This window comes from Protofrankia sp. Cj3 (assembly GCF_917627355.1).
Taxonomy (GTDB): domain Bacteria; phylum Actinomycetota; class Actinomycetes; order Frankiales; family Frankiaceae; genus Protofrankia.
The window spans coordinates 1,204-12,429 of sequence record NZ_CAKJTR010000148.1 but is presented as its reverse complement, the minus strand read 5'-3'; the positions used below and the strand labels follow the sequence as shown (position 1 = coordinate 12,429).

At 69.7% G+C, this 11,226-nt stretch carries 11 protein-coding genes and 1 tRNA gene; 6 read left to right on the top strand and 6 right to left on the bottom strand.

Annotated features, from left to right (window positions below; genetic code table 11):
* Positions 1–155 precede the first annotated feature (155 nt).
* Positions 156–818, top strand: coding sequence for an oligoribonuclease (gene orn / locus MJ783_RS17715; protein ID WP_239311705.1), 663 nt, complete (start codon positions 156–158; stop codon positions 816–818).
* Positions 819–994: 176 nt separating this feature from the next.
* Positions 995–1,070, top strand: a tRNA-His gene (locus tag MJ783_RS17710).
* A gap of 41 nt (positions 1,071–1,111) precedes the next feature.
* On the opposite strand, the gene MJ783_RS17705 is transcribed toward MJ783_RS17710, so the two are convergent.
* From MJ783_RS17705 to MJ783_RS17685, 5 genes are all read right to left on the bottom strand, one after another.
* Entirely contained in the window at positions 1,112–1,603 is a 492-nt protein-coding gene (locus MJ783_RS17705; RefSeq protein WP_305039420.1) for a MarR family winged helix-turn-helix transcriptional regulator, read from the bottom strand.
* Positions 1,604–1,703: 100 nt separating this feature from the next.
* Positions 1,704–2,129: an OsmC family protein gene (locus MJ783_RS17700; RefSeq protein ID WP_239311703.1), complete on the bottom strand. Its 426-nt coding sequence runs from the start codon at positions 2,127–2,129 to the stop codon at positions 1,704–1,706.
* Between the two features lie 124 nt (positions 2,130–2,253).
* A complete protein-coding gene (locus tag MJ783_RS17695) occupies positions 2,254–3,303 on the bottom strand; it encodes a hemolysin family protein (RefSeq protein WP_239311701.1) in 1,050 nt (349 codons plus the stop codon).
* Complete coding sequence (locus MJ783_RS17690) at positions 3,300–4,640, bottom strand: hemolysin family protein (protein WP_239311699.1); 1,341 nt, start codon at positions 4,638–4,640, stop codon at positions 3,300–3,302. Before MJ783_RS17690 ends, MJ783_RS17695 begins: the two co-directional genes overlap by 4 nt.
* Before the next feature lie 446 nt (positions 4,641–5,086).
* On the bottom strand, positions 5,087–5,785 hold the full coding sequence (locus MJ783_RS17685; protein ID WP_239311697.1) for a response regulator transcription factor: 699 nt from the start codon (positions 5,783–5,785) through the stop codon (positions 5,087–5,089).
* Between the two features lie 526 nt (positions 5,786–6,311).
* Here MJ783_RS17685 and MJ783_RS17680 point away from each other — a divergent pair.
* A complete protein-coding gene (locus MJ783_RS17680) occupies positions 6,312–7,880 on the top strand; it encodes an aldehyde dehydrogenase family protein (protein WP_239311695.1) in 1,569 nt (522 codons plus the stop codon).
* Here the strand turns inward: MJ783_RS17680 and MJ783_RS17675 are convergent.
* Positions 7,856–8,689 carry a polysaccharide deacetylase family protein gene (locus MJ783_RS17675; protein ID WP_370651674.1) on the bottom strand — a complete coding sequence of 278 codons (834 nt, stop codon included), beginning with the start codon at positions 8,687–8,689 and terminating at the stop codon, positions 7,856–7,858. The two genes, MJ783_RS17680 and MJ783_RS17675, sit on opposite strands and share 25 nt — an antisense overlap.
* 270 nt (positions 8,690–8,959) lie before the next feature.
* On the opposite strand from MJ783_RS17675, the gene thiO reads away from it, so the two are divergent.
* The 3 genes from thiO to MJ783_RS17660 are packed head-to-tail and all read left to right on the top strand — an operon-like array spanning position 8,960 to position 11,203.
* A complete protein-coding gene (gene thiO / locus MJ783_RS17670; protein WP_239311693.1) occupies positions 8,960–10,231 on the top strand; it encodes a glycine oxidase ThiO in 1,272 nt (423 codons plus the stop codon).
* Positions 10,228–10,428: a sulfur carrier protein ThiS gene (gene thiS, locus MJ783_RS17665; protein WP_239311690.1), complete on the top strand. Its 201-nt coding sequence runs from the start codon at positions 10,228–10,230 to the stop codon at positions 10,426–10,428. The genes thiO and thiS overlap by 4 nt, the downstream gene beginning before the upstream one ends.
* Before the next feature lies 1 nt (position 10,429).
* Positions 10,430–11,203, top strand: a complete 774-nt coding sequence (locus MJ783_RS17660; RefSeq protein WP_255724424.1) for a thiazole synthase — start codon at positions 10,430–10,432, stop codon at positions 11,201–11,203.
* Positions 11,204–11,226: the final 23 nt, after the last annotated feature.

Below are 11,226 nucleotides of genomic sequence, written 5' to 3'. Positions count from 1 at the left end.
CCGGCAACAGCCGAAAGCCCCGCTGGCGCCGATGACCGTACCGCCAAGCGTCGGCGGGCGCCTCGCTGGCGGGCACGGGCGAATGTCCAGCGGCGGCACCGAACGGCTGGCCCCCGCGTGACGTCCCGGCCAGGAGACCCTAAGGTCAACCAGATATGGATCGCCTTGTCTGGATCGACTGTGAGATGACCGGGCTCAACGCCGCCTCCGATCTTCTGCTGGAGGTCGCATGCTTGGTCACCGACAGTGAACTCAATATCATTGGTGACGGCGTGGACGTGGTCATGTCCGCGCCGGAGGCCGCGCTTGCCGGGATGGAGGCCGTGGTCCAGGAGATGCACACCGCCTCGGGCCTGACCGACGCGGTACGTGTGTCAACGCTGACCCTGGCCGAAGCCGAACGGCAGGTACTGGACTACGTCCAGCGTCAGGTTCAGGACCCGGGCAAAGCTCCCCTGTGCGGTAACTCGATCGCCACTGATCGCGGCTTTCTCGCACGGTACATGCCGGCCCTCGACAGTTATCTGCACTACCGGATGGTCGACGTGTCGACGGTGAAGGAACTCGCCCGGCGCTGGTACCCCAGGGCCTACTACGCGGCACCGCCCAAGCGCGGCGGTCACCGTGCCCTCGCCGACATCCGGGAAAGCATCGACGAACTGCGCTACTACCGGAAAGCCATCTTTGTGCCACAACCGGGTCCCAGCAGCGAATCCGCCCGGGCGGTGGCCCGGGAGATCCGGGTTGCCAGCCACCCCGACGACGCTTCCGTCACCACGGCGACCAGCGGGGAGGCATCCCCGCCGACCGTGGTCTGAGCGCTGCCGAGGTGCCGCTGGCAGCCCCGGCAGCGTCATGGCCGGGACACCGGAATCCTCGTGGCCAGAAGGAGGGATTGACCGGTACTATGAGCCAGGTCCGGAGATGTTGTGCCGGTCGACCGCTCGTGCGCAGGCAACCGCTGCGTGTGGGCGGGGCATGTCTTCGGTACGTGGTGGGTGTAGCTCAGCTGGTAGAGCACCGGGTTGTGGTCCCGGGTGTCGCGGGTTCAAGTCCCGTCACTCACCCCACGTAAGGGTCTGCCATAACCCAGAGCAGCCGCGCGAGACCTTCATCGTAACTCCGCAGTGGCCGTCAGCACCGCGGTGAGCCTGCGCAACGCGGAACGCAGAGCAACGAACTCGTCGCGGGAAAGGCCCATAGCACGCTCGATGGCGGATGGCACGCTCCGGGCTCGCTCCCGCAGCGCGGCGCCTTCCTCGGTAAGGGTGATCTGGACAGAGCGCTCGTCGTCAACCCGCCGCTCGCGCCGCAGGAGGCCGGTTGACTCGAGCCGCTTGAGCAGTGGCGAGAGCGTGCCGTAGTCCAGCTGCAGCGCGGCGCACAGCTCCTTGACAGGGCTCGCCTCATGCTCCCAAAGCACGAGCATGACCAGGTACTGCGGATAGGTCAGACCAAGCTGGTCAAGCAGTGGCCGGTAAACACCCGTCATGGCGCGCGACGCCGCGTACAGGGCGAAGCACAACTGGTCGTCCAGACGCAGCGAGGAGTCCCGCCGCCCGTCCTCGGTGTGGCCGACCATGTCGATGTCCTGGCTGGTCATGGCCCATATTCCCATCCTGCCAGCGGGTGGGCACCCACTCGCCCATCGATCATGTTGCCTCCTGGCGCGCACGGACACGCCAGGAGGCTGTCAGCCACGGTCAGAGCAGGCCGGCGGCAAGGGTGATGGGAACCCCGGCCAGCGCCTGGCTCACCGGACAGTTCGCCTTGGCCTCCTCCGCCGCCTTGACGAAGCCGGAGTCATCCATCCCAGGCACGTCACCGCGGACGGTGATGTGGATACCGGTGATACCGGTACCCGGCTGGAAGGTCACGTCCGCCTGGGTCTCCAGCCGGCGCGGCGGATTCCCCGCCCCGGTCAGGGCGTGTGAGAGCGCCATGGAGAAGCAGGATGAGTGAGCGGCCGCGATGAGCTCCTCCGGGCTGGTGACGCCGCCCGGCGCCTCGGCGCGCGCGGGCCACGAAACAGGGAAGTCGCCGATCTGGGACGAGGCGAAGGTGACGGTCCCGCCCCCCTCGATCAGGCTGCCTTCCCAGGCCGTGCGCGCGGTGCGAGTGGTTGCCATGGTGGGTACCTCCGTTGTGGCGATCTGATGGCCGCGGCTGCCGTACAGCCACATTCGGAGAGTACACGATTGCATCGTGCACAATCTTTTTTGCCAAAAGATCCACCATCGGCACTCCAAATGATCATATTCTGTGAGTCGGCCGCTCCTCGTCCCGAATTTCGCCGACAAGCTCTTCCAGGACGTCCTCCAGCGCGACGACCCCGAGAATCGTTCCGTCCCGGTCGGTGACCCGGGCCAGGTGCGCTCCGCTGTGCTGCATCGTCGCGAGCACCGTCCGCAGCCTGTCGTCCGCGCCAACCCGGGCGAGCGGGCGGACCCACTTCGCCGGAACCGGCGCCGACCGCTTTCCCGGGCTGGTTTCCAGAACGTCCTTGAGATGCAGGTAGCCGGCGAGCGTCCCGGCTGGGTCACGGACCGGGAAACGAGAGAAACCGGTCCGCGCGGCCACCGCTTCGACATCGCGCGGGGTCACCCCGAGCGGAACCGTCTCCAGCCGATCGACGGGGAGCAGCACGCTGCGCGCGCTGCGCTCATCGAGGTAGAGCGCCCCTGACAGCAGACCGTGCTGGTCTTCGTCGAGCAGTCCCTCACGCCGGGACTCCTCGACGAAGCCGGCGACCTCGTCGCGGGTGAAGGCGCTGGCGACCTCCGCCCGCGGCGTCACCCGCAGCATCCGCAGGCTGAGGTTGGCGATCATGTTCAGCCCGACGATCGCCGGCCGCAGGCAGCGGACGACACCGGCGAGCGGTGGGACGAGCAGCAGCGCGCTTCGGTCGGGCCCAGCCAGGGCGATGTTCTTGGGAACCATTTCGCCGATCACGACGTGCAGGAACACCACAATGACCATGGCGGCGACGAACGCGGCCAGGTGCCAGGACGCGTCGGGCAGCCCGACCGCCGCGAACGGCCCCTCCAACAGCGCGGCGACCGCGGGTTCGCCGAGCGACCCCAGCCCGAGGGTGCAGATCGTGATGCCGAGCTGCGCGCCGGCCAGCATCAACGACGCCTCCTCCATCGCCCGCAGCGTGCTGCGGGCACGGGCCGATCCGCTCTGCGCCATCGGTTCGACGGCGCTCCGGCGGGCCGAGATCAACGCGAACTCGGCCCCCACGAAGAACGCGTTGGCCAGCAGCAGGACAGCGGCGAGACAGAGCGCGACAAGGACGCTCACCGCACCGCGCCCATCACGTCCGGGCTGCGCCGGTCCCGGGGTGTGCGGGGAAGTACCAGGTGGACGCGGTCCACCCGGCGGCCGTCCATGAGGTGGACAGCGAGGCTGACACCGTCGACATCGACGACGTCACCGGCGACGGGCAACCGGCCGAGCCGGTCCGCGATCAGGCCCCCGAGGGTCTGGTAGGCGTCGTCCAGCGGCAGCCGGATGCCAACGGTCTGCGCAGCCTCATCCACCCGGAGCAGGCCAGACAGCAGCCACGTCCCGTCCTTCCGCCGCTGCGCGCGCGCAGCGATCCGATCATGCTCATCCACCACGTCGCCGACAAGCTCCTCGATCAGATCCTCGATGGTGACCAGGCCATCCGTACCGCCGAACTCGTCGATGACGACCGCCAGCTGCAGCCCGCCCCGGCGCAGCGTCTCCAGCAGCGGGTCGAGCTCGATCGTGGACGGCACCACCAGATGATCAATCATGATCTCGCCGACGGTGACCCTCTCCCGGTCGTCCTCACCGACCGAGACGGCGTGTTTGACGTGGACGAGACCGACAACGTCGTCCAGGCCCTGGCCGACCACGGGAAAGCGGGAGTGCCCGGTCCGGCGGGCCATCGCGATGACCTCGCGGACCGGGTCGTCCACCTGGACCGTACACATCCGGACCCGGGGAGTCAGGACGTCCGCGGCCTGCTTGTGCCCGAACGCCAGGGATCGCTGGAGCAGCGTCGCGGTCTCCGGCGCGAGCGTGCCCTTTTCCGCGGATCGGCCTACCAGTGCGAACAGCTCCTGTGCGGATCGGGCGGAGGCGAGTTCCTCCTGGGGCTCAAAGCCCAGCCGACGCAGCAGGCCGTTGGCGGTGCCGTTGAGCAGACGGATCGGGTAGCCGGCCACCCGGCTGAAGCCCCGTTGGAACCCCTGTAGCGCGCGAGCGGTCGGCAGCGGGCGGGCAACCGCCAGATTCTTCGGAACCAGCTCGCCATAAATCATCGTTATGGTCGTGGCGAGCACCAGGGCAGCCGTCACGCTGACGCCCCGCGCCGCTCCCGCGGGTACGCCGACGGATTCCAACGGCCCGTCCAGGATGCGCGCGATCGCCGGTTCGGCGAGGAAGCCGATCGCCAGGTTGGTGATGGTGATACCCACCTGCGCTCCGGAGAGCTGGGTGGAAAGGCTCGCGAGCGCGGACAGGACGCCCGCCGACCGCTTGTCGCCCGCTTCGGCCGCGCGGGCCACGGCGGAGCGATCAACCGTGACGAGCGCGAACTCGGCCGCGACGAAGACGCCACAGGCCCCGACCAGAACAACGCTGAGCAGGATGAGAAGCCATTGTGTCATTGCGGCCTGCCCAGGTCGGCTCGGTCCGGGGCAGGCGTCGGACTATGACTGGGTATGTCAGGACTCGGCATGACCCTCTCGAAAATCGATGTGGTGGGACCCGGCAGGACTCGATGCGGGTGGTGACGGACGGCCGTGACAACCGACACTCTGACAAGATCCGCCGACCCGCGCAACGTGCGCTGACGCAGTGCCCTTCAAAGCCCTTCACATCGCGATCCATCCACCCGGACGCCGCTGCCTGATCGAACGTCCAGGGTCTGCCGGCGCCAGGCAGCGCCTCGCGTCGTTGTCGTCAGCCCAGGTAGCACACCGCTACCGGGGCCTGGGCCGCCTCGCGACGCATCCACCTGGCATCCGACAGCCCCCGAAGGACTTCCAGCGCCGACCACTTAGAGCGACCAGCAAGAGGGGACGCGGTGTCGCGTCCCTATTGCCGGGCGCTCTTAGTCGATCTCGAACAAGCCCTGGCGGACGGCATACATGACCGCTTCCATGCGTGAGTGGAGCTGTAGTTTGTCCAGAATGTTACGGACATGGTTCTTCACCGTGTTCTCGCTGATGAACAGCTTCCGGGCGATTTCACGGTTCGCGCGCCCCTCGGCGACCAGCTTGAGAACCTCCAGCTCACGGGCGGTGAGGTGCGGAGCGGGTACCCGGCTTGGCCGGTCATCCGATCCCCGCGCCAGCGTGGCGAACTCGACCATCAGCTTCGACGCCATCGAAGGGCTGATCAGGCTCAGGCCGTTGTGCACGGCACGCACCGCGCCCGCGACCTCGTGCGGCGGGATCGACTTGAGCAGGTAACCCACCGCGCCAGCCTTGATCGCTTCGAACAGGTCGGATTCGTCGTCGCTGACCGTCAACATCACAATCTTCGCCGTCGGCACCTCCCGCTTGATGGCGCCCGCCGCGTCGATGCCGTCTCGGTGCGGCATCCGGACGTCCATCAAGACGATGTCCGGGGTGGTTCCGGTGGCGATCGCGACAGCCTGCCGGCCGTCGGCGGCACGACCGACGACGGTGATGTCCTCTTCAAGATCAAGAACAGTCTCCAGTCCCTGTAGGAACAGCTCATGATCGTCAACAACGAGGACCCGGATGGGTTCGGGCCGAGGCGCCACAGGCGTCAGAACACTGACCATCAGAGACCGGAGCTAGCAGTCACGGAAGGTTCGACAACAGGCCGCCACCGGACCAACGAGATGCGATCGACGCATGTGCCCACTCTATGTGATGGCGGTCCTACGTAGAGCCGGGTCTTCTCGTCGGCGCTGATCGAGTCGTGCACGAACACCGCTTCCGACATATCGGAATGGTACGCGCTGGCAGGCCATCGCACCGCCAGCGACACACCGTGACCATACCCGCGAACGTGGTGATTCATCAACCCCGAACCGGACGTATCGCCCGCCCCGCCGGGCGGCCCGCACGGGATCCATCCCCGCGGCCCCACACCCCCGCGGAGATCATATGACTACTCTAAGTAACATTCGCCGTGCTCGGCCGAACAGCACAAACATCATCAACACAAACACCGTCAAGCCCGGCCGAGGCCGAATACCGCCCGTTTCGCCGGCCAGCGCCGCAATCACCGGATACGCTCGTCACCGTCCAGGAAACACGGCATCCCTAGTGGCGTCTGGGGCCGATCACAGGCAACCTGGCCCCATGGTCACACCCTCTCCCAGCAAGCCCCGCCTGTCTCTCAAACCCGGCACCGCATGGTCGGACGCCTACGCCCGGTGCACCCGGGCCGCCCCTGAGGCGTTCGCCGACGACCGGCTTCACAACCTGTGGGGCGGCCAGTGGCGCCGGACCGGCGAGCCCCTGAGCAGCGTCACACCGGTCGACGGATCACCCATCACCGGACCACCCATGATCGAACCGGACGAGGCCCGGGAGGCCATCCGCGCGACCCTGGACGACCACAAGCGATGGCGCGACGTACCGCTGGCCGAACGCAAGATGCGGGTGCGTGCCGCGCTGGACGCCATGGACGACAACCGTGATCTGCTCGCCCTGCTGCTGGTCTGGGAGATCGGCAAGCCGTGGCGGCTGGCGCGCACGGACGTCGACCGGGCGATCGACGGTGTCCGCTGGTATATCGAGGAAATCGGCCCGATGCTGGCCGGCCGCGGCCCCCTGCCCGGGCCCGTCAGCAACATCGCCAGCTGGAACTACCCGATGAGCGTACTCATGCACGCGATGCTGGTCCAGGTTCTCGCCGGCAACGCGGCGATCGCGAAGACCCCGACGGACGGTGGCGCCGCCTGCCTCACCCTCGCCTGCGCCCTGGCGCGGCGCGAAGGCCTGCCGGTGGCCCTGGTCTCCGGGTCCGGCTCCAGGCTGTCCGGCGCGCTGGTCCGGGCACCGGAGATCGGCTGCCTGGCCTTCGTCGGCGGGCGCTCCACCGGCGGCCAGGTCGCGGCCGCGCTGGTCGACACGGGCAAACGGCACTTCCTCGAGCAGGAGGGCCTCAACGCCTGGGGCATCTGGGAGTTCTCCCAGTGGGACCTGCTGGCCGCGCACCTGAAGAAGGGGTTCGAATACGGCAAGCAACGATGCACCGCCTATCCCCGCTATGTCGTCCAGCGCCAGCTCTTCGATCAGTTCCTCGCCGCCTACCTGCCCGTGGTGTCCTCGGTGCGGTTCGGCCATCCGCTGGCCGTCGCGCACGACGACGATGCCCTGCCAGAACTCGACTACGGGCCCGTCATCACCGCGGAGAAGGCCGTCGAACTCGCTGGCAAGATCAACGAGGCGATCGCCAAGGGCGGGGTTCCGCTGTACCGGGGCAGCGTCGCCGACGGTGCCTTCGTTCCCGGGCAGGACACCACCGCCTACGTGCCTCCGGTGGCGCTCCTCGCTCCCCCGCCGTCCTGCGCGCTGCACCATGCCGAGCCGTTCGGCCCGGTGGACACGATCGTGGTGGTCGACTCCGAAGCCGAGCTGCTGGCCGCGATGAACGCCTCCAACGGAGCGCTGGTGGCATCGCTGGCCTGCGACGACGAGGTGCTCGCCCGCCGGCTGAGCAGTGAGATCCATGCCTTCAAGGTGGGCATCAACAAGCCGCGGTCGCGCGGCGACCGGGCCGAGCCGTTCGGCGGCCGGGGCGCCTCCTGGAAGGGCGCCTTCGTCGGCGGCGACCACCTCGTCCACGCGGTCACCGTCGGGACGGACCCGCGGGAACGCCTGTACGGCAACTTCCCGAGCTACTCCCTGTACCCCGAGGCCTGAACCAGACGGTACCCGGCCCGGCCCGCCCAGCCGGCGCGGGCCGGGCCGGGTACCGTGCAGAGCTGGGGACCGATGCCGTGCTCGGCGAGAGGACCGACGCGAAGTCCCAGCTCATGGCAACGGGCGGCGAGTTCTGGCAGGGCGCCGAGGGCGCTGCGCCACGCCTGTGGCGCGGACGTGCAATCGGAATCGTGCAGGAGGATGGTGCCACCACCGCGCAGCTCGGGCGCGAGAGTGGCCAGGACGCTCAGCGGCGTGGCCGTCGAGGTCCAGTCCCGGCCCCAGGCGGTCCATAACACCGGCACGAGCCGCAGCCTGCTGGCGGCAACAAGAAAACCGGCCGACAGGATGCCGTGCGGTGGCCGGGCAAACCGCGGTTCCCGACCGGTGACGGCTGTGATCAGATCCCGGGTACGCCTGAGCTGCCGGTAGGTGGACTGTGGCCCGCGCAGCAGCATCGGCCGGTGATCCCAGGCGTGGACCGCGAGCTCGTGGCCGGCGTCCGCCATCCGCTGGGCAAGGCCGGGCGCCCGCTCCAGCATCGTCCCGAGGACGAAGAACGTCGCCCGGATGTCCAGCTCGGCGAGCACCTCGAGGAACAGCGGCGTGGACGCCGGGTCCGGGCCGTCGTCAAAGGTCAACGCCACGTGGTCGGGCGCACCGACCCCCGCGAGGACCGGCAGCACCCGCATGCGTAGGTGGCGCAGAGTGGCCACCGACGGCGCCGCGTAGGTCACGGCGGCGGTGACGCCGAGACCGGCGACGGCCCGGACGACCCGCTCCGGCGGGATTCTCCCGGCGCCGCTCACCACGGGGCTGGCCTCACCATCGACATCACGGCGGACATCGCCGCCGACCGGTCAGGGACCGGCAGGTACATCATGCCGGACACCTTCCCACACCAGGCGCCCAACGCGGGGCCGACCCGGCAGCCGCACATGCTCAGAGCCTGTTCGTGGGGCCACGATCGCGCGCCCGTGGCCCCACGACCGGCGAAACTTGCATGCGGAGCCTCCGGCGGTGTCGGCTGACGATGACACCGTTGGCGGCACCGATGGCGGCGCGGGAGAAGGAGGCTCATGCTGGCAGCTGGCGCCAACGCCCGGGGATCACAGTCATCGGCGTCCGGCGCGGACGTCATCGTGGCCGGCGCGGGCGTGATCGGGCTCGGGGTCGCGTGGCGCGCCCAGCTGCGTGGCCTGTCGGTGACCATCGTCGATCCGGCGCCGGGGTCGGGCGCGAGCGGGGCGGCCGCGGGCATGCTGGCTCCTGTCAGCGAGCTGCACTACGGCGAGCGGCCGCTGCTGGAGCTGAACACCGCTTCCGCGCTGCGTTACCCCGCCTTCGTCGACGAGCTGGAACGCAGCAGTGGTTGCGAAATCGGCTACCTGCGGTGCGGGACGCTGGTAGCCGCCTGGGACGCCGCGGACATGGCCGGCCTGCGTGACATCCACGGCTTCGCACGGTCGCTGGGGCTGGAGACCGAACTGCTGACCAGGCACCAGTTGCGCGCCCGGATCCCGGCGTCCGCGAGCGGGCTGGTGGGTGCGCTGGCGGTGCCGGGCGACCATCAGGTCGACAACAGGCGCCTGCACCACGCGTTGCTGCGGGCATGCGAGCGGGCAGGCGCGACCATGCTCCGGGTGGCCGCGCGGGAACTGCTGCTGCGCGCTGGCCGGGCCGCCGGGTTGCGGCTCGCCGACGGCACCGAGCTGACCGCGCCGGTGGTCGTGCTGGCCTGTGGGGCGTGGTCGGCCCAGATCGGTGGGCTGCCGCTGGCGGCTCTCCCCGCGGTCCGGCCGGTCAAGGGGCAGACCCTACGGCTGCGGACCGTCGGGCCGCCCCTGCTTACCTGCGTGTTGCGGGGCTCGGTGCGTGGCTGCCCGGTGTACCTGGTACCGCGCGGCGACGGTCGGGTCGTGGTCGGGGCCAGCAGCGAGGAGGCCGGATTCGACCTGCGCCCGCGGGCCGGCGCTGTGTATGAGCTCCTGCGCGATGCCCAGGCCCTCGTGCCGGGGCTGGGCGAAGCCGAGCTTGAGGAGGTGAGCACCAGCCTGCGGCCCGCCTCACCCGACAACGCCCCGCTCATCGGCCCGTCGCGGGTGCCCGGCCTCGTGCTGGCTGTCGGCCACTACCGCAACGGCGTGCTGCTCACGCCGGTGACCGCGGATGCCATCGCCGGCCTGCTCGCGGACGGCGCCATGCCCGCCGAGGTCGCGCCGTTCACGCCGGCCAGGTTTGACCCCACGGCCGCCCCGCCCGGGTCCGGCCCGGTCGGCGCCGAGCCGCCGGGCGCCGGGCGCCGGGCGCCCACGCGGGACCCGACAGTCACTGAGGAGGATGGCGGATGACTCTCACCGTGAACGGCAAACTCATGCAGCTACCGGCCGGCACCACCCTGTACCAGCTGATGGCGGGTTTGGCGGGCGTCGGCCGGGGGACCGCCGCCGCGGTCGACGGCGTTGTCGCCCCCCGCGGCGGATGGGCGGAGCTGGAGCTGCGCGCCGGCCAGCATGTGGAGATTCTCACCGCGACCCAGGGAGGTTGACGTGGCCGACGACACCTTCACCATCGCCGGTGCGGAATTCGATTCCCGGCTGATCATGGGGACCGGCGGGGCACCGAGCCTGGCCATCATGGCGGCGGCGATTCAGGCCTCGGGGACAGCCATGTGCACGGTGTCCATGCGCCGGGTGGATACCGCGACGCCCGGGTCGGTACTGGACATGCTCGCCGGCTGCGGCGTCCGGGTGCTGCCGAACACGGCCGGGTGCCGCACCGCCCACGAGGCCGTCCTGACCGCCCGGCTCGCCCGGGACGCGCTGGGAACAGACTGGATCAAACTTGAGGTGATCGCGGACGACCACACGCTGCTGCCGGATCCGGTCGAACTCCTCGACGCGGCCGAGCTCCTGGTCGCGGACGGGTTCACCGTCCTGCCCTACACCAACGACGACCCGGTGCTCGCCCGCCGGCTCCAGCGGGCCGGCTGCGCCGCGGTGATGCCGCTGGGCGCGCCCATCGGCACCGGACTGGGAATCCGCAACAGGCACAACATCGAGCTGATCGTCGCCGAGGCCGAGGTTCCCGTCATCCTCGATGCCGGGATCGGTACCGCCTCCGACGCCGCGCTTGCCATGGAACTCGGCTGTGACGCCGTGCTGCTCGCCTCCGCGGTCACCCGGGCGCAGGACCCCGCCCTCATGGCGGCGGCCATGGCGGCCGCGGTGACCGCTGGACGGCTCGCGGCCCGCGCCGGGCGCATACCCCGGCGCCACCACGCGCGAGCGTCGTCCCCCACGCATGGCACCGCGGTGTTCTGAGCACCCGCGCATCCAGGCGTTGA

Excerpts from the sequence above, each read along its gene's own strand:
- MJ783_RS17705 (WP_305039420.1), bottom strand. The coding sequence starts at position 1,603 with ATGACCAGCCAGGACATCGACATGGTCGGCCACACCGAGGACGGGCGG.
- MJ783_RS17690 (WP_239311699.1), bottom strand. The coding sequence starts at position 4,640 with ATGACACAATGGCTTCTCATCCTGCTCAGCGTTGTTCTGGTCGGGGCC.
- orn (WP_239311705.1), top strand. The coding sequence starts at position 156 with ATGGATCGCCTTGTCTGGATCGACTGTGAGATGACCGGGCTCAACGCC.
- thiO (WP_239311693.1), top strand. The coding sequence starts at position 8,960 with ATGCTGGCAGCTGGCGCCAACGCCCGGGGATCACAGTCATCGGCGTCC.
- MJ783_RS17700 (WP_239311703.1), bottom strand. The coding sequence starts at position 2,129 with ATGGCAACCACTCGCACCGCGCGCACGGCCTGGGAAGGCAGCCTGATC.
- MJ783_RS17680 (WP_239311695.1), top strand. The coding sequence starts at position 6,312 with ATGGTCACACCCTCTCCCAGCAAGCCCCGCCTGTCTCTCAAACCCGGC.
- MJ783_RS17685 (WP_239311697.1), bottom strand. The coding sequence starts at position 5,785 with ATGGTCAGTGTTCTGACGCCTGTGGCGCCTCGGCCCGAACCCATCCGG.
- thiS (WP_239311690.1), top strand. The coding sequence starts at position 10,228 with ATGACTCTCACCGTGAACGGCAAACTCATGCAGCTACCGGCCGGCACC.